At 47.3% G+C, this 20,631-nt stretch carries 25 protein-coding genes and 1 pseudogene; 4 read left to right on the plus strand and 22 right to left on the minus strand.

Annotation, left to right across the window (positions count from 1 at the left end):
* Nucleotides 1–27: 27 nt before the first annotated feature.
* The 8 genes from LACPH_RS11540 to LACPH_RS11575 form a co-directional block, all read right to left on the minus strand.
* Nucleotides 28–294 (minus strand): hypothetical protein, encoded by a 267-nt coding sequence (locus LACPH_RS11540; protein ID WP_087912813.1) that lies wholly within the window; start codon nucleotides 292–294, stop codon nucleotides 28–30.
* A gap of 332 nt (nucleotides 295–626) precedes the next feature.
* Nucleotides 627–1,481 carry a nucleotidyl transferase AbiEii/AbiGii toxin family protein gene (locus tag LACPH_RS11545; RefSeq protein WP_087912814.1) on the minus strand — a complete coding sequence of 285 codons (855 nt, stop codon included), beginning with the start codon at nucleotides 1,479–1,481 and terminating at the stop codon, nucleotides 627–629.
* Nucleotides 1,478–2,068: a type IV toxin-antitoxin system AbiEi family antitoxin domain-containing protein gene (locus LACPH_RS11550; protein ID WP_306387015.1), complete on the minus strand. Its 591-nt coding sequence runs from the start codon at nucleotides 2,066–2,068 to the stop codon at nucleotides 1,478–1,480. Before LACPH_RS11550 ends, LACPH_RS11545 begins: the two co-directional genes overlap by 4 nt.
* Nucleotides 2,069–2,303: 235 nt before the next feature.
* Nucleotides 2,304–2,696: a 30S ribosomal protein S9 gene (gene rpsI, locus LACPH_RS11555; RefSeq protein WP_010492533.1), complete on the minus strand. Its 393-nt coding sequence runs from the start codon at nucleotides 2,694–2,696 to the stop codon at nucleotides 2,304–2,306.
* A gap of 13 nt (nucleotides 2,697–2,709) precedes the next feature.
* Nucleotides 2,710–3,156, minus strand: a complete 447-nt coding sequence (gene rplM, locus LACPH_RS11560) for a 50S ribosomal protein L13 (protein ID WP_005686771.1) — start codon at nucleotides 3,154–3,156, stop codon at nucleotides 2,710–2,712.
* A 176-nt stretch (nucleotides 3,157–3,332) separates the two neighbouring features.
* Nucleotides 3,333–4,703: an HlyD family secretion protein gene (locus LACPH_RS11565; RefSeq protein WP_306387016.1), complete on the minus strand. Its 1,371-nt coding sequence runs from the start codon at nucleotides 4,701–4,703 to the stop codon at nucleotides 3,333–3,335.
* A 5-nt stretch (nucleotides 4,704–4,708) separates the two neighbouring features.
* On the minus strand, nucleotides 4,709–6,886 hold the full coding sequence (locus tag LACPH_RS11570) for a peptide cleavage/export ABC transporter (RefSeq protein ID WP_306387017.1): 2,178 nt from the start codon (nucleotides 6,884–6,886) through the stop codon (nucleotides 4,709–4,711).
* Between the two features lie 130 nt (nucleotides 6,887–7,016).
* On the minus strand, nucleotides 7,017–7,616 hold the full coding sequence (locus LACPH_RS11575) for a TetR/AcrR family transcriptional regulator (protein ID WP_025012548.1): 600 nt from the start codon (nucleotides 7,614–7,616) through the stop codon (nucleotides 7,017–7,019).
* A gap of 80 nt (nucleotides 7,617–7,696) precedes the next feature.
* On the opposite strand from LACPH_RS11575, the gene LACPH_RS11580 reads away from it, so the two are divergent.
* The 4 genes and pseudogenes from LACPH_RS11580 to LACPH_RS11595 form a co-directional block, all read left to right on the plus strand.
* Nucleotides 7,697–8,758: an ABC transporter permease gene (locus LACPH_RS11580; RefSeq protein WP_306387018.1), complete on the plus strand. Its 1,062-nt coding sequence runs from the start codon at nucleotides 7,697–7,699 to the stop codon at nucleotides 8,756–8,758.
* Between the two features lies 1 nt (nucleotide 8,759).
* Nucleotides 8,760–9,470, plus strand: a complete 711-nt coding sequence (locus tag LACPH_RS11585; RefSeq protein ID WP_306387019.1) for an ABC transporter ATP-binding protein — start codon at nucleotides 8,760–8,762, stop codon at nucleotides 9,468–9,470.
* Between the two features lie 123 nt (nucleotides 9,471–9,593).
* Nucleotides 9,594–9,815, plus strand: coding sequence for a P8 family protein (locus LACPH_RS11590; protein ID WP_003567496.1), 222 nt, complete (start codon nucleotides 9,594–9,596; stop codon nucleotides 9,813–9,815).
* Nucleotides 9,816–9,874: 59 nt separating this feature from the next.
* Nucleotides 9,875–10,390, plus strand: a pseudogene (locus LACPH_RS11595) (TipAS antibiotic-recognition domain-containing protein); the annotation flags it as partial.
* Between the two features lie 115 nt (nucleotides 10,391–10,505).
* Here the strand turns inward: LACPH_RS11595 and truA are convergent.
* From truA to rplO, 14 genes are all read right to left on the minus strand, one after another.
* Complete coding sequence (gene truA / locus LACPH_RS11600) at nucleotides 10,506–11,249, minus strand: tRNA pseudouridine(38-40) synthase TruA (protein WP_306387020.1); 744 nt, start codon at nucleotides 11,247–11,249, stop codon at nucleotides 10,506–10,508.
* A gap of 16 nt (nucleotides 11,250–11,265) precedes the next feature.
* Nucleotides 11,266–12,063, minus strand: a complete 798-nt coding sequence (locus tag LACPH_RS11605) for an energy-coupling factor transporter transmembrane component T family protein (protein ID WP_010492569.1) — start codon at nucleotides 12,061–12,063, stop codon at nucleotides 11,266–11,268.
* Nucleotides 12,056–12,922 (minus strand): energy-coupling factor ABC transporter ATP-binding protein, encoded by an 867-nt coding sequence (locus tag LACPH_RS11610; RefSeq protein ID WP_010492570.1) that lies wholly within the window; start codon nucleotides 12,920–12,922, stop codon nucleotides 12,056–12,058. Before LACPH_RS11610 ends, LACPH_RS11605 begins: the two co-directional genes overlap by 8 nt.
* Nucleotides 12,898–13,734, minus strand: coding sequence for an energy-coupling factor ABC transporter ATP-binding protein (locus tag LACPH_RS11615; protein WP_306387021.1), 837 nt, complete (start codon nucleotides 13,732–13,734; stop codon nucleotides 12,898–12,900). The genes LACPH_RS11610 and LACPH_RS11615 overlap by 25 nt, the downstream gene beginning before the upstream one ends.
* A 125-nt stretch (nucleotides 13,735–13,859) precedes the next feature.
* Nucleotides 13,860–14,735, minus strand: a complete 876-nt coding sequence (locus tag LACPH_RS11620; RefSeq protein WP_306387022.1) for a hypothetical protein — start codon at nucleotides 14,733–14,735, stop codon at nucleotides 13,860–13,862.
* A gap of 560 nt (nucleotides 14,736–15,295) precedes the next feature.
* Complete coding sequence (rplQ, locus tag LACPH_RS11625) at nucleotides 15,296–15,676, minus strand: 50S ribosomal protein L17 (RefSeq protein WP_010492577.1); 381 nt, start codon at nucleotides 15,674–15,676, stop codon at nucleotides 15,296–15,298.
* A 23-nt stretch (nucleotides 15,677–15,699) separates the two neighbouring features.
* The gene (locus tag LACPH_RS11630) at nucleotides 15,700–16,638 is read right to left on the minus strand and encodes a DNA-directed RNA polymerase subunit alpha (RefSeq protein WP_306387023.1); all 939 of its coding nucleotides are present in this window, start codon (nucleotides 16,636–16,638) and stop codon (nucleotides 15,700–15,702) included.
* Nucleotides 16,639–16,712: 74 nt separating this feature from the next.
* Nucleotides 16,713–17,102: a 30S ribosomal protein S11 gene (rpsK, locus tag LACPH_RS11635; RefSeq protein ID WP_003567514.1), complete on the minus strand. Its 390-nt coding sequence runs from the start codon at nucleotides 17,100–17,102 to the stop codon at nucleotides 16,713–16,715.
* Nucleotides 17,103–17,122: 20 nt separating this feature from the next.
* Complete coding sequence (rpsM, locus tag LACPH_RS11640) at nucleotides 17,123–17,488, minus strand: 30S ribosomal protein S13 (protein ID WP_010492591.1); 366 nt, start codon at nucleotides 17,486–17,488, stop codon at nucleotides 17,123–17,125.
* A 33-nt stretch (nucleotides 17,489–17,521) separates the two neighbouring features.
* The gene (gene rpmJ, locus LACPH_RS11645; protein WP_003567518.1) at nucleotides 17,522–17,638 is read right to left on the minus strand and encodes a 50S ribosomal protein L36; all 117 of its coding nucleotides are present in this window, start codon (nucleotides 17,636–17,638) and stop codon (nucleotides 17,522–17,524) included.
* A 27-nt stretch (nucleotides 17,639–17,665) separates the two neighbouring features.
* Nucleotides 17,666–17,884 (minus strand): translation initiation factor IF-1, encoded by a 219-nt coding sequence (gene infA / locus LACPH_RS11650; protein ID WP_003567521.1) that lies wholly within the window; start codon nucleotides 17,882–17,884, stop codon nucleotides 17,666–17,668.
* 143 nt (nucleotides 17,885–18,027) lie between these two features.
* The gene (locus LACPH_RS11655) at nucleotides 18,028–18,684 is read right to left on the minus strand and encodes an adenylate kinase (protein WP_010492594.1); all 657 of its coding nucleotides are present in this window, start codon (nucleotides 18,682–18,684) and stop codon (nucleotides 18,028–18,030) included.
* 156 nt (nucleotides 18,685–18,840) lie between these two features.
* Entirely contained in the window at nucleotides 18,841–20,166 is a 1,326-nt protein-coding gene (secY, locus tag LACPH_RS11660) for a preprotein translocase subunit SecY (protein WP_306387024.1), read from the minus strand.
* Entirely contained in the window at nucleotides 20,166–20,606 is a 441-nt protein-coding gene (rplO, locus tag LACPH_RS11665; protein ID WP_005692118.1) for a 50S ribosomal protein L15, read from the minus strand. The genes secY and rplO overlap by 1 nt, the downstream gene beginning before the upstream one ends.
* Nucleotides 20,607–20,631 lie beyond the last annotated feature (25 nt).

Below are 20,631 nucleotides of genomic sequence, written 5' to 3' on the forward strand. Positions count from 1 at the left end.
TACAAGCAAAGTCCGAAATGAAAGACCTTAAGCCATAATTTCTCCCAGTCCTATCGCAATTAAGACAAGCGAAGTAGGCATCAAAACAATGCCACCCACTAACGAAGCGCGGCGGTAAGGATTGTTTACGCCAAGGAGCTTAGCAACTTCTCCTGCCAATAAGACAAACAGGACGATACCAAATGGTGAAACTTCAAGTATCTCGCGAGTATCGTTTTCACGAAGCTTAAAGTAGGCAGCGATAAACACGCAACCGTTAAAAGCTAAAAGAAAACCGAGTAAAAGCGTGAACATGTCATGCTCCCTTGTTTTGTCTGAATTAGGCTACATATCAAAAATCAATTTTGTTAAATTTAAGATATTCTCCCTACCATGGCTGGTCAAGAGACCCTTTTACTTTTTCAAGTTATATACCGCCGTTTTACACACACTCCGATAACAACTGTGTAAAATGACGGCATATGCCCGTGTTCGGAGGAATTGAAGTTTCAAGGTTGTTGACCACCATCTCTTTGCTAGATGACACAGAGCGGCGCTTATCTGACCAACTGAGCACGTGCACACGTTCAAACATGCTGGACTATGTTTGAATGTGTGGGCGAGTGCGTTCGATCATCTTCTACAACCTATATCTCAGCACGACTAACCAAATCAATGGCGGCATCACACGTGGCCTCAAACTTTATACCGCATGCATACTCGTTACGTTCTTGATACTTCTTCCACAAGATTTTCAGGCTATTATTGACCCGAAGAGACTCAATAGTTGATATGTAATTCGGCAACAACATCTCCGTTCCTCGGAGCTTAGCAGTCGCCCATAACGCTGATTTTAATGTTGCAAAATCAATGTTTTGAATTTGCACTTTATCAAATAAGTACAAATCATAATAATCCTTGAGCCTTGTATTCAAGTCTTTTCTGGCTACCAATGACTCCAACTTTTCCGATAGAATTGTCTCGACATTATATGCCATGATTGTAATATCCTGATCGTTGAATATGGTACGATGGTGCCACGAAATTTCACGCGGCGTAATCACATCCCCCGTTGAAACATCAATCTTAGTGACAATCTCACTGGCAAAGATCTTAGCCAACACCTGAATGCGAAAACCTGCATAGTCAGCTGCAACACGGATTTCATTAATTTTAATGATTTGAATCGCAATGTCACTATCAAGATCATTCATATCTGCAATTTCCGAGAAAACCTTAAATACCTCATCCTTAGTCACTGGCAACCCCTTGATTGATGTGTCAATATCACGTGTGGAACGGGTATCAACACCCAACATAGAGGCAATCAAGAACCCGCCCTTTAGAATCAAGTTATCGCGATATCTTGATCTAGAAATTCTGTAGACAATCTCGTCCAACACAACCTCCTGCATCAATAGCTGCGGGTCAATGTGGTTTTGCCTAGCTAGGTTTCTAACTTTTGTCTTAAACTGCTGACCATTATTGAAGCCAAGTTTCATAAAAGCACCTCCATATAGGGGCTGATCTTATCTTTCACATTAAAAATATCCGCATATTCACTTAAGCGATGCAAATTCTTATGCTTCATCCTTGAAAACGATACCATCGCTTGTTGAATGGTTTCTGCATCAGATCGATCGCGCGTTCTTAGAATATCACACAATGTACGTTCAATATTATAAGTTCGTACCATATGCTGCCCTGGACTTTTAACAAGTTCTACACCGAGTTCATACCACGCGTTTTTTTGTCGGTAGACCTTGACTGGATACTGATCAATCTTAGTTGGATGATAGTCCTGCGGGAAATTCATCTCATACGTTCCCGGCGTCCGATCAATCATGTCATGTAAAAACAATGCTGTATCTTTAAAAAAAATTCCTTTGCTAAACCGGTACTGTAAAATATACATGTCATCTTCAAAAATAGCTGGATCGATGTACACACCCCGATCTACTCGTTCCAACTTTCCAGATCTAGTTAGTTCCACAAGTATATGTGGGTCAAGTCCAGCCTGGTCAACTTGTCGGCGAGTAACTTGCCCGTTATTTGTTTCTAGTATTTTTCTTATAGGATCAAATCGCATATCCTCATCTCCCACATTCAAACACCATTATAGCATGAAACTGTGTTTGAATGTGTTAGTTAATTAAAGATCGACTGACCCTCCTACTAATACACATTTTGCCATTTCATCGTCAGAAACACTGCCATTATCCATATCCAAGCGCATCGTAAAGCTTTGGTGCATTTGTTTGCCACAAAAAAACACCTCCCCAAACTTCGGGAAAGTGTCGATGCTCCAAATATTGATCGAATGATTAACGCTTGGAGAATTGTGAAGCTTTACGAGCCTTCTTCAAACCATACTTCTTCCGTTCCTTCATACGAGGGTCACGGGTCAGCATGCCGGCCTTCTTAAGTGGGCCGCGGAAGTCAGGATCAACGGTCAACAGGGCACGGGCAATGCCGTGACGAGTTGCGCCAGCTTGGCCAGAGAAGCCGCCGCCATTGACGTTAACAAGAACGTCGTAGCTGCCAGTGGTTTCGGTGATGCCAAATGGCTGAGTTAAATCGGTGATCAGGTTTTCATATGGAAGGTAGTCGCGAACGTCTTTACCGTTCATCGTGATCTTGCCGGTGCCGGGGACCAAACGGACCCGGGCAACGGAGTTCTTGCGACGACCTGTACCTGCGTATTGTACTTGTGCCACAGTAATTGCCTCCTTAGATTAAGTTTGAAATGTCGAGTACTTCTGGCTTCTGTGCCAAATGCGGGTGTTCCTCCCCAGCATAGACATGAAGCTTCAAGAATTGCTGATGGCCAAGTGTATTCTTGGTCGGGAGCATCTTCTTAACAGAATATTCAACCAGACGTGCCGGGTTGTCCCGCAAGAGATCCCCAGCAATTTCATGTTTCAAACCACCTGGATGCTGACTGTGACGATAGTAAATCTTGTCTGAGGCTTTTTTGCCAGTCAACTTTAGCTTGGAAGCATTGATAACGATCACATTGTCACCGGTATCAACGTTTGGGGTGAATTGCGGCTTGTTCTTACCACGCAAGATCGAAGCAACGACAGATGACAGACGACCCAACGCGATATCCGTTGCGTCAATCACATACCATTTACGTTCGATTTCACCTGGCTTAGCCAAAAATGTTGTACGCACGATTTGTTTCCTCCATAATTCTGTGCTTGTTTGAACACGTTAAGTTTCCGGGGCTTATCGTGGGGCAAACAATACCAGCTATTAGAATACCAACGATTCAGGCTCAAGTCAATGTTAAATTACAACACAAGCGAGTTTGTCGGTGGGTTTTTAGCATCATCACAAAACTTCTGCCGTTAGACCCCAAGCTTCCGCACCAATGCCTGCCAGGAAGATTGCGAGCCGGTAACAATCGAAGCATGTACCGTTATTCCGTCATGAAGCCGGGCAAGTTGCGATTGACTAACCCGACTCTGAACCGTTATCTGCAAGGCTCCTTGCTGCAGCTGGTTTGTTGATGGTATCTGCGTGACTTTTCCGGTAAGTATAAGTGTGTCCCCAGCATTTGGTTCGACTTTTACACGCACCTGCTGACCACGTTTAACGCTAGAAACGTCCTTTTTTGCGACCTTCAAGTTGAAGCTGATTGAAGATTGGTGATTTTGCTCAGGTAAAATCCGGCCGATTACCTGTCTTTTAGCAACGATTTGCTGATCAGCCACCGCTGACTGGCGAAAATAGATCAACCCTGTTACTGGTGCTTTAATGGTTTGCGGTTGGCTGGCGTGCCTTAAATCATTGTCTTTTGCCTCAAGCTTTCCAAGGGTTTGCTGGATGCGTTTCGCGTCCGCTGCAACTGTTTGCTCAGTTATGGTTTGCAAAGTCGTTAGCAACGTTTCTGCACTGGCCTGACCAGTTCCTGTCGTTTGTTGATTCTCTTGCTGCTGTGCTTGCAAGGCAGCCAGTTGTTTTTGCCGATCATTTAATCGACCTTGCAGTTGAGCAAGATCTTGGGTTTGAATGGCCGCCTTCTCCGCTGCATCTGCGGTGGCGACTGCCTGCTGGTAATGTTGATAAAAGCCAGCATAAGGATTGTCAGCGGCAACACTTCCTTGACCGTGAATGGCAGCTTCAGCAACTTGAATCTGGCCGATCTCGGTCGCCGTCTGAGCGATTATCGTTGTCAGCAGCTGGGCAACCTCCTGCTTTTTGTTGTCAAGCGCCTGGTTGTCACTCGCCGCCGCATTTCCAGATAACGTCTGCGTCACCTTTTGCCGTTGGTTTAAATAAGTCTGTACCGCTTGTTGATAGCCATATTGATCGGCTTTTGAAAAAAGATTCTTATTTTGATCAACGCTTTGTCCGAAAACTTGCAATTGCTTTTGCTGTTTTTTCAGGTCAGTTATCTGACTGGCAAGATCGTCAATTCGATCAGTATCAGCGATTACGCGATAAACCAAAATAGGCTGATTTTTGCGAACCCTTTGGCCGAACTGCATCATGACTCGGGTGATAGTCGCCGGGCCTTGTACATAAAGCGCCCGGCCTCGCTGACTGGTAGCCATGGTGCCATTTGCCTGAATGGCTTTTTCTTGTTTGGTAAAGGCCAAAAACAGAACGAGGAGACAAATAAACACGATGAATGGTAAAGCGATCCAACGCTTAAAATGCTTGAAACGCCGGGTAAAATCAGTAGCCGTCACCAATTGATTTTCTTTTTGACTCATGGCGACTACCTCCTCAGCATTTGGGCATAATACCCGTGCTTGGCAAACAAAATCGGATAGCTTCCCCGCTCAACGATGCGGCCATTAACCAACACAACAATTTTATCGGCATTACGCGCTAGCTGTGGTTGTTGCGTCATTAAAATAATCGTTCGATTCTTGATCGCAAACAGGCGATTAAGAATTCGCTCAGCCATGGCACTTTCGATCTGGCTAAAAGTCCCGTCAAAAATGAGTACTTTTGCCGGCGATAATAACGCCCGGGCAATTACCAGCCGCTGCTTTTGACTCGCTGTCAGCGTTTCGGTATTGGCATCAACCAGTGTGTAGACTAGGTTTGGCAGGTTTGTAATGTCATCGGCAATTTCGGCCGTTTCACAAGCAGCATCCATATCATCATCGGTCACGTCAGATCGATTGCCAAGACGCAGGTTGTCCAGGATGGAGCCGGAAAAAATCACCGGCCGTTCTGGAACATAGGCAACATATTGGCGTAGTAGCGACAAGCGAATGTCATTAATATTCGTTTGGTTAAAAGTGATCGTTCCACTTCTGGCGTCGAGTGGCCATATGCCATCAATCAAACGTGCCAAAGTCGTTTTACCAGCGCCACTTGCGCCAACGACTGCCACGTTATGATTTGGCATAATCGTTAAATCAATCTTTTGTAAAACCGGCTGCTTTTGCCGATAGCCAAACGTTACTTGGCTTAATTTAATCGTCCCGGCAATTTGTTGCGAATCACTGACGCGCCGTTGTTGATCAGCCGCACTGCTTGACGGAAGATCACGCAAGCAGCTGTCGGCAACGCCAATCAATTGCCGTTGCGGCTGCAACCGCACCACCTGTGTCAAGTGGCCGATAAAGTAAACGAACAAGGCAGCAAATGCTACCAATTGGCCGAGGCTAAGTTGTTGTGTTAAGACCATGCCGGCACCTAGCCATAAGAGGCCGACTGTTAAAATGAAATGAAACGTCCGCTGCACCGCCCGTTGAAGTTGCACAAACTGCAGCTGAGCAAACTTTTTATGTAAATCATCGGCAAAGGCCTGATCAACCCGCCGAAAAAGATCCGGTTCGGCACGTAATGCCTGCATTGTCTCAACGCCACGAAGGCCTTCAGTAATTTCGGTGTTAACCGCCACATCGGACTGACTCGTAGCGTAACCGACTGCTCGCAAACGATCACGGAAAAACCACATCAGTAAGGCATCCCCGAATATAGCCAGAACGGCTAGTAGCGCCAACTTCCAGTTCATGCCAACCAGTAAAACAAGTAATATTGTCGCTGCGAGCGTCTCAAGCCACTGAGTTACAAGCGTTTTGGCTGCAACCCCAATGAGCCGATTCATTTCGACCACTTGGGCAGTGAGTGTTTGTCGCTGGCGATTCAAAAAAGGTAAGGGCATGGCGTATAACCGCCGCACGTAGGCCAAGGTCACATCAATCATGAGCCGCTGATCCAACATCCCCAACAAAAGCTCACGGCCCCAGGTCAGCACTGCTTCAAAAAGCCCTGCTCCCATTAGTGCAAGCGCCATGATGGCTAACGGCCTCATTAATCCATTCGGCAGATAAGTATCCACAATGATCTGAAGGAAAAAAGCTCCTGCAACACTGATACCTGTCGTCGCTAGCATCGCAAGTATTAAATGCACCAAGGCCACTTTTTGCTGCAAAATCAACGCTTTAATCGTCTGTAAAGGTGATGAAGGCATTTTAACGGCTGTATGGTTCAATCTCGGTTTAATAATGGCGCCGGCTGCAGCCCAGGTTTGGTTGAATTGTTGATACGATAACCACTTAACACCAACCGTCACATCAGGATCCGCTACCAACAAATGCCGTTTGGTGACTTTGAACACAACGGCAAAACGTTGCTGGCCGGCCTGCGCGTCTCGGTTCGCCACAATAAGCGGGGTTTCGTTTAAGTGCTTCGGCGTGATGTTGATAACACTTTTCGTTGTGAAATGAAGCGCCTCGGCAGCATGAATCAGGTCATCTAATGTCGTCCCGGTCTGGTCCACTTCAGCCAGTGCCCGCAAACGCGTCGGTGATATCTCTGCCCCATAAAATTTCAAAACCATGCTCAAAGCTGCAACACCGCTTTCTCGCGGGTCAGCTTGTGGCACATAGTCACACCGATTGACATGTCTCACCCAAAAATCCCCGGTAACCCTCATGCGCGTGCTCTCCTTGTTGCTATGCTTGATCAACCTTTAATTAATACTAAGCTTATCACAAAAATTAAAATGTTTGTTATTTAAAAGAGGAATGAGGCCGTTAATCTCATGAACAAAAGAAGTCCCCACATCACTTTTTTTCGTCCGTTCGGCTAACACCCGTACAAAACATCTGCAACGCCCGATCAAGTGGCAGTTGTTGTTGGAAGCCACCGTTTTCTGCAGTATTAGACGGTCGCAAATAAACAGCCAGAACGTTTAAAAAATATAACGTGACTTCGCGAGGCTGATACACCTTCAGTAATTCTGATTGAAAACCCGCAAAAAAGCGATCTAACGGCGCGAGCAGACTGTCCTGCCATGCCTTGAAAACCCGTCCGCGCGCGCTGGCCTTCAAGCTGGCGATATCGTGAATCACCATCTGCAGGTTCATATCATTGTCATCGGTCAAAACATGCCCTAAATGGTTCACCTTAGCGGCTAGACTGCCACTGCCAGTTTGCGCCGACGCAATTTTGGCCGCCATGCTGTCACTCACCTGCATCACCACTGCCAGGTACAGTTTTTCTTTGGTGCCAAAGTAGTGATACAGCAACGGTTGCTGCACGTTGCTGGCTTCAGCAATCATCCGCGTCGTGACGCTGGCATAGCCGTTAGTCATAAATAATGTCTGTGCTGCGGCCAAAATGCGTGCAATGGTCGCCTTCTTTTGCTGTTCTCGTTGATTCATTTTTACCAAGCCCTTTTTATTTATCAATTGATAAACGAGTGCTATAATGATTTTACAAAATTCAAGTGGAGGTGATCGAAATGTTTCTTGCCATTAAAGAAATTCTGCATAACAAGGCGCGTTATCTTCTTGTTGTCGTCACGTTTGTCCTCATTGCCTACCTGGTCTTCTTCCTGACGGGTCTGGCAACCGGACTGGCGCGCAACAACCGCACTGCAATTGACGCCTTGCCTGGTGATTATGTACTCATGTCTAAATATGCCAACAAAAACCTGCTGAGTTCCAGCCTGACCAAACAGCAGGTCGATAAAGTTGCTAACAAGCACACCGCCGTGCTCGGCCAAGTTTCTGTGGTCGCCGAGAATACTAGCACGGATAAGAAAGTCAATAGCAACGTTTTTGGGATTAACCTCGCCGGCAAGTTGAAGCCGACTGTCACCAGTGGCCGCATGCCAAGAAACAATCATGAGGTTCTGGCCGACGATAGTGTGACCAATGAAGGCCTGCACAAAGGTGACCGCATTACGCTCAATGGTAGTGACCAAAAGTACCGAATTGTCGGCTTCACCCATGATCGCCGCTTCTACACTGTACCTGTATTTTATACAACTTTGACGACTTTTCGCCAATTAAAATATGGCCAAGCCAACGCGGCCAATGTTTCAATCGTCATCAGTACCCGCCCGTTTAAGACGATTCCCGCCAAAACCCAACAAATTGATCGGGCAACCTTGATTAACAACATCCCTGGTTATACCGCCGAAACGTCCACCTTTGCGCTGATGATTGGCGCCATGATCGGGATTATGCTACTGATTATCGGCATTTTTATGTATATTTTGACGATTCAAAAAATCTCGATGTACGGCGTCATGCGAGCGCAAGGTATTCGTACCCGCTCCATTATCGCTGCGTTGTTCTGGCAGATTCTGATTCTTGCCGTCGTCGGAGTTGGCATGGGCGCCGGATTGCTAGGACTCACGCAGTTCATTTTGCCAAAAACGATGCCGTTCTATGCTAACCCGGCACTCTTCTCGAGTATTGCCGCTGCTTTGATTGTGATGTCATTAGTCGGTGGCCTGTTCTCGCTGCGACGCATTATTAAAGTCGACCCATTAGCTGCCATCGGAGGAGGAGAATAGCATGACCAATCTCGTTGAATTAACCCAAGTAACGAAAATATACGGCAGCGGCCGCACTGCAGTCACGGCCTTGCAACCAACCGATTTCGTTTTGAAAGCCGGTGAATTTTCCGCGATTATCGGTCCTTCAGGCTCGGGAAAAACCACGCTGCTCACCATTATCGGTAATTTGCAGCGTCCTAGTGGCGGCAAGGTCATCATTAATCATCAAGACACCACACATTTCACGGAGCATCAACGCACTGAACTGCGCTTCAACACATTCGGCTTCATCTTGCAAGCCAGCAATCTGATCCCCTTTTTAACTGTCAAAGATCAGCTGGCGTTAGTCGATCGGTTCAATCACCATAAACAGCACAAAATGTCGAAAAGCGAGTTATTTGACATGCTGGGCATCACCGACCTTGCCGGCAACTACCCAGCGGCACTTTCCGGCGGCGAGCGGCAGCGGGTGGCCATCGCTCGGGCACTGTACAATGACCCGCCGATCGTCTTGGCCGATGAGCCGACCGCCAGCCTAGACACCAAGCGTGCGCTGCAAGTCGTACAACAACTCGCCGATATTGCGCACAATACCGACCGTGGCGTCATCATGATCACTCATGACACCCGATTACTCGATCCCGTCGACACCGTTTATGAAATGCGCGACGGCCACCTCAGAGCCCTTCCTAAGTCCAGCTTGGAAAAAATTCAGGAAACTGCGATTTAGTCAAAATTATTTAATTTTTAGCACTCAATTAAAAACAGTGCTAAAAATTTGCATCATTAACCGGTAAAAGGCTTATAATGAACCTGTATCAAAATTGAGTCTAAATCATGGAGGTAATTCATTATGGCATCAGTAGATCCTGAAAAGACATTGTTTCTCGATGAACCAATGAACAAGGTATTTGACTGGAGCGACAGCGAAGCACCCGTTCGTGACGCGCTGTGGGATTATTACATGGAAAAGAACAGCCGCGACACCATCAAGACCGAGGAAGAAATGAAACCAGTCCTCGACATGTCCGACGATGAAGTCAAAGCACTCGCAGAAAAGGTTCTCAAGAAGTAATCAAAAACTGAACATCATGAACCGCGAACCGCAGCCCCGGGCCGCGGTTCTTTTGGTGTAAGCGCGAACTGATCATGGCAAAACGCGACCAACTGAGCTTATTGCTGCAAACCTTGGATCAAACTTTAGAGAAAGGGGTCGACACTATGACAGACGATGAGAAATTCGCAGCCTTTAAAAATCGGGCAATCAATGATAATGAACAAACTTTTGGCAAAGAAGTCCGCGAACAATACGGTGAGGACATTGTGAACGCCAGTAACGAGAAATTCCGCAAAATGTCGCAAGCACAAGTGGCACAGCTCACTGCATTGCAACAAAAGATTCTAGATGAATTAAAACCCCTTGTTGGCACAAACGACTTCAACACGCCAGAAGCCAAACACCTTTTCAAACTGCACAAACAATTTTTGCAGCTCACCTGGCCATCCAAACAATACTCGCCAAAAGCCCATCGTAGCCTTGCCGCCCTGTACGTCTCAGATCCACGTTTCAGCAAGTACTATGAAGATGGAACCGGCAAAAATGGTGCTGCTGAAACGCTAAATGCCATTATTCGCCACTATACACGGTAAATTGAAAAAGTTCGGCAAGCATGTCTTCTGAATGCGGAAATAGTTCATCAAACGCAATTGAAAAATCAAGCTTAACAAAAAAGGCGGTGACACTGTGTCACCGCCTTTTTTAAGCTTAATAATAAACTTCCTTCAAGTACAATCCCGAAGCAGGCGCTGTCCCTCTTGCCTGCTGCCGATCTCTAACTTCAAACAACCGTTGAAAGTCATGGATTTCGCGTCGGCCGTTGCCGATCTCAAGCGCCGTGGCAACCAGTATCCGTACCATGTTGTACAAGAACCCATTGCCATAAAACTCAAAAATGAGTTCATTTGTCGCTGTATCTTCGCGAACCGTCGCCTCGTAAATCGTCCGGACCTTATCCTTAATCACACCACCACTGGCAGCGAAGCTCGTAAAGTCATGTGTGCCGACGAGATCCTTCAGAGCAACTCCAATTCGGGCAACATCCAGCTTATAGGGATAGTGGCCAGTATAAAGCCGATTAAACGGATTCGTATAATAGCCGCGCGCAACCCGATACATGTAACGCTTGCCTTTAGCCGAGTAGCGCGCATGAAAGTCCGCGGCGACAATTTCTGCCTTCAATATCTCGATATCTAAAGGCATCAATGAATTCATCGCCCGCAGCATTGACTCGGCAGGAATATTTCCCGGGTAATCAAAGCTAATCACCTGACCTAAAGCATGAACGCCTGAATCGGTCCGCCCCGATCCGTCTACATGCACCGGCTGGCCCTTCGTCATTTTGGTCAAGGCTTTTTGCAACACGCCTTGAACCGTCCGTTGTTTTGGCTGAACCTGATAGCCGGCAAAGTTGGTGCCATCGTAAGCTAATGTCACTTTATAATGCGTCAAAAACCATGTTTCCTTTCTAATACGCCCGCAGCAAAAGCAACAGCCCAGTCAAAACAGCCATCCCGCCTGCAGCAATCCAATCGCGCTGATGGTAACGTAAGATTCGATACTTCGTGCGATCATCGCCACCTTGGTAGCCACGTGCCTCCATCGCCGTGGCCAGTTCATCCGCAGTGGTAAAACTGGAAACAAACAGCGGAATCAGCAATGGTACGACAGCTTTCATCTGTTGGAAAATGTTACCTTCACCGAAATCAACGCCGCGCGCACGCTGCGCATTCATAATTTTCGTTGTCTGATCCATTAATGTTGGTACGAAGCGCAAGGCAATTTGCAAAACCAGTGCCAGTTCGGTGACCGGTACCCGAATCACGCGTAATGGTTTGAGCAAGCTTTCAACCGCATCCGCCAACGACAATGGCTGCGTGGTCAAGGTTAATAAGGTCGACATGAAAATGATCAACACAAACCGAACGAAAATAAAGGCACCATTAATCAGCCCAAGCTTCGTGATCCATAACCAGCCCCAATGCCAGTAGACTGTACCGCCACGCACAAACAAAACCTGGAGGGCAACGGTAAACAGAATCAGCCAAATCAACGGCCGCACACCACGCAGGAAAAACCCAATCCGAATACCGGATAGCCAGATCATGAATAAGGTGGCAACAAACATCATTAAATATGTCTGCCAGTTGTTGGCGAGAAAAACAATGCCAATATAATAGAAACTCGCCATCAGTTTAGTCCGCGGATCCAACTCATGAATCCATGAATGGCCCGGAATATACCGGCCAAGCAGAAGCTTATCCACGCTGGCCACCCCCAATCTGCGGCAACAGCTGATCAGCCAGCTCGGTCTCGGTCAACGGCTGCGGATCAAAATGGAACCCCTTTGCTGTCAACTGTTGCGCCATCTGGGCGGTTTTAGGTAGTCCCAACTGGTTGGCTTTCAACCATTCTGGATCACTGAAGATTTCCCGCGGCGTGCCCGTTTTAATCAGGCGTCCCTTTGCCATCACCCAGACGGTGTCGGCATAATCAGCTACGTCGTCCATTTGGTGGGTCACAAGGACGATGGTTTGTCCTTGTTCTCGATGCAACCGTTCAAACATCGTCATCATCTCGTGGCGACCGGCCGGATCCAATCCAGCTGTGGGCTCATCCAGAACCAAGACTTCAGGCTGCATGGCCAATACTCCGGCAATGGCAACCCGCCGCATTTGCCCCCCGGATAAGTCGAAAGGCGACTTTTCTAGCACATCATGTGGTAATCCAACCATGGCGACCATTTTGTCAGCCAATGCCAAAGCATCCTGTTCACTCACACCGAAATTCTGCGGACCAAACGCAATGTCTTTGGCAACGGTTTGTTCAAACAACTGGTTTTCGGCAAACTGAAACACCATGCCGACTTTTTGCCGCAATGGTTTTAAATTCTTATTATTCGTTTCGTTGGTGATCACCTTGTCGCCAATCGTCACCGTACCGGATGTCGGTTTTAGCAACGCATTTAAGTGCTGGAGAATCGTTGACTTCCCAGAACCTGTATGGCCAATGATCGCGGTATAACTGCCATCATGAATCGTGCCGGAAACATCTTTAATGCCGTCACCGGCGAAAGGTGTACCTGCCTGATAGGTAAAGCTCACATGGTCGAATGTAATGTCCACAGGTAGTCTACCAACCTTTCATTATCCAAATATGCTTTCGGCATTGCCACCCCACGCTGAATCAAGGCATCTTTCAGCTTTTCCGAATACGGAACGTCCAATCCCAAGCGCAACAAGTCCGTACCATGGGCAAAGATGTCGCTTGGCGTTCCAATTTCGTTGATTTTACCATCGTTAAGCAAAATAATCCGATGAGCAACCGCGGCTTCGTCAATATCATGTGTAATCGACAAGACAGTCAGGTTAAGTTCGTCTTTTAACTCACGAATGACCCCTAACACTTCCTGGCGACCAGTCGGATCCAGCATTGACGTTGATTCATCCAAAATGATAATCTCCGGCCGCTGGGCAATAATCCCGGCGATTGCGACCCGCTGCTTTTGACCACCCGACAACCGCGCCGGCTCGCGATCGGCAAACGCCGTCATACCAACCCGTTTCAGTGACTCATCAACGCGTTTGACCATTTCATCACGGGGAACACCCCGATTTTCCAAACCAAACGCGACATCATCAGCCACTGTTGCACCGACAAACTGATTATCGGGATTTTGGAAAACAATGCCGACTTTGGCGCGAATATCCCAGACCGTTTCTTCACTGAGCGTCATTCCGGCGACTTCGACCGTACCCGACTCAGGCGCCAACAACCCATTCAGATTCTTCGCCAGCGTACTTTTGCCGCTGCCATTATGCCCGATAATGGCGAGCCATTCACCCTTAGCCACATCAAAAGAAACATCCGTCAGTGCTTGATGTTTTGCCTCGGGATAAGTGTAATTCAAGTGTTGAACACGAATGACGTTGCCCACGACGACCCTTCTTCCTACGCTTTGTATACCGAACAATAATACCATATTTTACTGAGTTGTTGGGAATAAGCACTTACGCTGTCACCGATATTAAGCAGTAAAACAGATGTAAAAAAGACGGACCATTAGAATTTTCTTTTAACAATATCATCATTCGTACTTAAAAAGGCAAAGACGGCAACAACGATCACGCCAAGTATCATCAGTACCCACGCTTCCCACCTTGTCGGATCAGTATGAAGCATTGCAATGCCGAAGTGACTTTCACCATTCACAATCCACAAGTTCGGGCGCAACATTTGCACAAGGAAAATGAAGAAGACTGCCCAAATCATACGACCGCCTTTTTTAAACAATCCGACATAGGCAGATATGATGCCAGCCGGAAAGATACTTAAAAAGCTCAGCATCATCAGTAATAGAATACCGGCCGTAGACTTGGGGAATGTTTGGGTTGCAAGAGGGTACCATTGAGCCAAGCCAACCACAGCGATCCAAAGTGTAAGGAGTGGGATAAAAGTTTGAATCAAATGTGGACTTTTTTTGTGTTTTCGGTATTGTCTACCAGTTAAGAAGCCACAAATAATCGCAATAATCCACACGTCACTTAGCCATCTCACGGTTGCGTTGCCATTGGTATCTCGATACACGCTCGGAATAAAGGGGCCGCCGAAACTTCCTACGTTAGGCGTCAAACTGATCACCAAGGCGACAAGAATAACTGTGAACGTTAACCAAATTCCAACAACCAGCAAGCCAATCTGCCATGGTGTTCGTTCTTTTAGCCAATTGTGCATGCCATTCACCTCCGATATTGTGCAGTATACAGGAAAAATGACGGCTGTGCTGGATCGGCGGTGACTTTTTTTATTAGCCGCCTGCATCTTGAATATGGACAGGTCGCAGACGACCGGGCTATAAGAAAAGTGGCGGTAAAAAGGAATCGCTTCAGGTCTGGGCGATTGCTTTTTACTGCCACTTGGGTGTGGTTGTTTGGTCAATAGGAAGTTCTATTGACGGCAGGTGTGGATTTTAGGTTTGGCTTTCTATAACGCGCTCGCCAGCGCAGAAGCCTGCATGTAAGGACCCTTGGCGCAATGGGCAAAGCCCTCCACCCGGTACTGAAAGTCTGTTCTATTGAAGGCAAAGTATGGGCTTGATTTCCGTTTTCTATAACGCGCTCGCAGTCGCAGAAATCTACGTGTAAGGACCTCAAGCCTAAATGGCCAAAGACCTATTCTTTGACACCTGTGCTATTTGGGGCTTGTGGAGGCTTAGCTTCCGCTTTCTATAACGCGTTCACTGGCGCAGGAGCCTGCATGTAAGGACCTTGGGCGCAATGGCCAAAACCCGGCCATTACGCCCAAGGCCACTTACACTCCGGCTCCTGACCGCGCCAGTTCACGCTCACACAAAAAAATCATTTAATGATGGAGACACCGGTTGCCCGGTGCTCTCAAGCTAGACTAAGCAGGACTGAGCCTGCCACCATCGTAACGCTCCATCGATCAAATGATCAAAGTTGGTTGACCTTCAAGGGCCAGCCGGTTTTTAACTGTGTTTAGACGAGCTCAATGATAACCATTGGGGCACCGTCACCGCGACGTGGCGCAGTCTTCAAGATGCGGGTGTAACCGCCATTGCGATCTGCGTATTTTGGTGCCAGGTCACTGAACAACTTTTGCAAAGCGGACTTCACAATAACGCTGTCTTCTTGTTCCTCGACACTTGCAATTTCGTTGCGGACATAAGCTGCTGCTTGGCGGCGTGCATGTAAATCGCCACGCTTGCCCAAAGTAATCATTTTTTCAGCAGTCGAACGAACTTCCTTAGCGCGGGCTTCGGTTGTGACGATCCGTTCATTGATCAGCAGATCAGTTGTCAGATCACGCAACATTGCTTTACGCTGTGAGCTGGTCCGCCCTAATTTACGGTAACTCATGGATTGGCCTCCTTTTCGAAATTTTAGTCTTCTTTACGCAAACCTAAGCCAAGATCAGCCAACTTGTTTTTAACTTCTTCAAGTGACTTACGGCCTAAGTTGCGCACTTTCATCATATCGGCTTCTGTTTTGTTGGTTAACTCCTGGACCGTGTTGATCCCGGCACGCTTCAAACAGTTGTAAGAACGAACCGACAAGTCAAGCTCTTCGATGGTCATCTCGAGCATCTTTTCCTTGTGTGTTTCTTCTTTTTCAACCATGATTTCGGCGTTTTTAGCCTCATCCGTCAGATTGACGAAAATATCCAGGTGTTCGGTCAGGATCTTCGCTGCTAAGCTGATGGCTTCACGTGGTGAGATTGAGCCATTAGTCCAAACATCCAGCGTTAACTTGTCGAAATCATTCCGACGGCCAACACGGGTGCTTTCAACTTGATAGTTAACCCGGCTGATCGGGGTGAAAATCGAGTCGATCGGCAAAACACCGATTGGCATGTCATCAGACTTGTTCTGGTCAGCTGCCACATACCCGCGACCCTTTTTAACAGTCATACGTACATGGAAGTGCCCGCCGTCTGCAACAGTACAGATATACTGTTCAGGATTTAAGACCTCAACATCAGGATCAGTGACGATATCAGCAGCAGTTACCTTAGCCGGACCGTTGACATCAATTTCGATGTTCTTGTCTTCATCGATATTCATCTTGAGTGCCAATTTTTTGATATTCAAAATGATTTGGGTGACATCTTCCAGCACACCATCGATTGTCGAGAACTCATGAAGTACCCCGTCAATCTGGATGCTGCTGACAGCTGCGCCCGGCAATGAAGAAAGAAGGATCCGCCGCAACGAGTTACCTAACGTAGTACCGTAGCCGCGTTCCAACGGTTCAACCACAAACTTGCCATAGTTGGTGCTTTCATCAACTTTGGTAATGTTCGGCTTTTCGAATTCGATCATCTAGTTTGTACCCCTTTCAAAACGAGAAGTGAAGATTTGTCTGCCTGACCGCCATAACGGTCGAAGGGTAACAATTAAACACGACGACGCTTTGGAGGACGAGAACCGTTATGCGGAACCGGTGTAACATCACGGATCGCAGTAACTTCAAGACCTGTTGCCTGAAGCGAACGGATTGCAGCTTCACGACCAGAGCCAGGGCCCTTAACCGCAACTTCAACCGACTTCATGCCATGTTCCATTGATTCCTTCGCAGCCGCTTCAGCTGCCATCTGCGCAGCAAACGGCGTTGACTTACGACTACCTTTAAAACCGAGTGCACCAGCAGAGGACCAAGCGATCGCATTGCCGCGAGGGTCCGTGATCATTACTAAGGTGTTGTTGAAGGTTGAGTGGATATGAGCCACGCCAGATTCAACGTTCTTGCGGACACGGCGCTTCCGCGTAGTTTTTCTACCTGCCATCGATCAATGACCTCCTTTAATTATTTTTTCTTACCTGCCATGCTTGCTTTCTTCCCTTTACGGGTGCGAGCATTGTTTTTGGTGTTTTGCCCACGAACCGGCAAGCCACGACGATGACGGATGCCGCGATATGAACCGATTTCCATCAAACGTTTGATGTTCAGGTTCACTTCACGACGGAGATCGCCTTCAACTTTGTATGAATCCAAAGCTGCACGAATCTTGTCTTCTTGTTCTGGGGTCAGGTCATCTTGACGAACGTCTTCCGGAACACCGGCAGTCTTGAGAACCTTTTGAGCGGTTGTCTTGCCAACACCATAAATATAGGTTAAGGCAATGACGATTTGCTTACCACGTGGTAAGTCGACACCTGCGATACGAGCCATGTACAATGACACCTCCTATTGTTTTAGTTTGTATTATCCCTGACGCTGTTTATGCTTTGGGTTTGCAGAGCAGATAATCATGACCCGACCCTTACGACGGACCACTTTGCAGTGCTCGCACATCTTTTTAACAGATGGACGTACTTTCATGAGAATTTAGCCTCCTTGAGTTGGCAACTACTTGAAACGGTAGGTGATCCGGCCTTTGGTCAAATCGTATGGTGACAATTCAACCGTTACCTTGTCCCCTGGGAGAATTCGAATATAGTGCATCCGAATCTTACCGGAAACATGAGCGAGAATTTCCGCACCGTTTTCAAGTTTGACTTTGAACATCGCGTTGGGTAAGGTATCCGTCACGGTGCCTTGGATCTCAATTACATCGTCTTTTGCCACGAAGTGTTTCCTCCTAAAAATTATTGGTTCTATTAACGCGCGAAAAGGGTGAGGCCGATTGGCACTCACCGCATACCGCGATATTGTACCATAATTCTTCGACTTTGAAAACAGTCATGAGGGGCGTGCAATCGTCCAAGCACTTATTTTGCCACAGTCGCCAAAATCGCTTTGATATCGGCAAACACCTTATCGATGTCCTGGTCGCCATTAACCGTGTGCAGCAGGCCCTTCTTCTTATAGAAGTCCAATAGCGGCGTGTTCATCTCGATGTTTACTTTAAGTCGATTCTTAACCGTTGCCGGCTTGTCATCTTCACGTTGGAAAAATTCGTGACCGCCGCAACGATCACAAGTGCCGGCAACCTTTGGCGGGTTGTAGATTTTGTGATAAGTTGCTCCGCATGTCTTGCAGATAAACCGGCCAGACAAACGGTCAACCAATTTTGCAGGCGCAACATCAATGTTGATAACAGCATCTAACGGCTTCTTGAGATCAGCTGTGATCGTTTCGAGTGCCTCTGCTTGTTGAATGGTGCGCGGAAAGCCGTCAAGCATGTAACCGGCGTCGGTATCAGATTCAGCAAGACGTTCTTTGACAATGCCGTTGGTCACGGAATCCGGTACCAACTGTCCCTTATCAATAAACCCCTTTGCTTCTTTACCCAATGCCGTGCCAGCAGCCATTGCAGCTCGAAACATATCCCCAGTAGAAATATGTGCAATCGGATAAGTATCCTCAATCCGTTCTGCCTGCGTGCCTTTCCCTGCACCGGGAAGTCCCATTAAAATGAGATTCACGTTGCATCCTCCTCTAAATATACACGCCAGCGCAGCAGCAAAGTCTTGGATTCAAACTAAATGCCTGAATCTTTTGATTGCCGGGTGCACTAGCCCATACACTGCTTTTGCCGCGTTAGCCGATTCAAAAATTGAACCGGTTAACGTACGATTTTTTTACTTCTTCTGATCATCCTTAACCAAATCACCACGGATAAAGCCGACATACTCACGTTTCATGAGCAAGCCGTCTAACTGCCGAACTAATTCAATTGCGGTCATGACAACAATCAGCAGACTGGTTCCACCAAGCCCGATTGATTGTGGCAGCCCCCAAATGTTAGCGGCCAGTTGCGGTAGTAAGGCAACCAAACCAAGGAACAATGCCCCGACTGTTGACAAGCGCATAAGCAGTCGCGAGATATAATTCTCAGTTTCCTTACCCGGCCAAACACCGGGAATGTAGCTGCCTTGTTTGGTTAGGTTTTCTGCGACCTTTTCGGGATTGACCTGAACGAACGCATAGAAGAATGTGAACAGGATAATCAAAATCGTATAGATCGCAGTTCCGGCAGGCTTTTGCATATTGAAGATGTTGGTCATGACCTGATACCAACCATCACTACCATGACTCTTCTGAAAAGCCATTAAAATTGTCTGCGGCGTTACAATGAAAGAACTCGCAAAAATAACCGGAATAACACCAGCAACGTTCACCTTAAGTGGCAGGTAACTATTGCTACCTGCACTGGTAACGCGGCGGGTATACTGAATTGGAATCTTGTAGTTTGCTTGTTGTACCCAAGTAACGAAAGTGATCACGATAATCACAATCACTGCCAAGGCGGCCAAGAACGCAATTCCTTTCCAGATCTCGGCGCCGGAGTATACCTGAACATTGTCCCGATATAACTCCTGAAGACCTGAAGGCAGGCGTGCAACGATCCCTGAGAAGATCAGCAGCGAAACACCATTACCAAGCCCCTTATCGGTGATTTGTTCACCCATCCAGGTCAGCAACATAGTACCGCCGGTGAGGATGATCCCGATCGTAATGTAGGTACTAACAGACGGATTATTGACCAAGCCCATCGAACTTAACGTTTGAAAGCCGGCTGTAATCCCAATTGCCTGAAAGAACCCAAAAATGATGGTTAGATAACGGGTGACCTGATTCAGCTTGCGCCGACCGACTTCCCCTTGCTTGCTCCACTCAACAAATTTCGGAACGATATCCATTTGCAGCAGCTGAACCACAATTTGCGCCGTAATATACGGCGAAACACCCATCGAAAAGATGGAGTATTGCGCAAGTCCGCCACCGCTGACAGTATCCAGCAGTGAGATCAAGCCTGTCGAGCCAATTGACTGCAGTGCTTTGGCGTTAACGCCTGGCACTGCGATCAGTGTACCTAATCGATAGACCAATAAAACCGCTAAAGTGAAGAGGATCTTGTTACGGATGTCTTTAACCTTGAGCGCGTTTTTTAGGGTCCTCAGCATTAGATCACCTCAATCGAACCGCCAGCTGCTTCAACAGCAGCTTTTGCTGCGGTTGAAGCTTTTGCAACCTTAATGGTCAATTTTTTCTCAAGTTTGCCGTCTGCCAGCAACTTGACACCGTTCTTTTCGTTCTTAACAATACCAGCGTCGATCAAGGCTGCTGGCGTTACTTCGGCACCATCGTCGAAACGGTTAAGATCGGAAAGGTTAACGATTGCGTATTCTTTGCGGTTAATGTTGTTGAAACCGCGTTTTGGCATCCGCCGGAACAATGGCATCTGGCCACCTTCGAAGCCAAGACGCGTCTTGCCGCCCTGACGTGCCAATTGACCCTTTGTCCCTTTACCGGCTGTCTTACCTTGACCGCTAGAAGTACCGCGGCCCAGACGTTTGCGGGCATGACGGGAGCCGACGCTCGGCTTTAATTCGTGCAATTGCATACTCTTGGGCACCTCCTTGTCGAAA

It is taken from the genome of Lacticaseibacillus parahuelsenbergensis, assembly GCF_030770265.1.
In the GTDB taxonomy this organism is placed as follows: Bacteria; Bacillota; Bacilli; order Lactobacillales; family Lactobacillaceae; genus Lacticaseibacillus; species Lacticaseibacillus casei.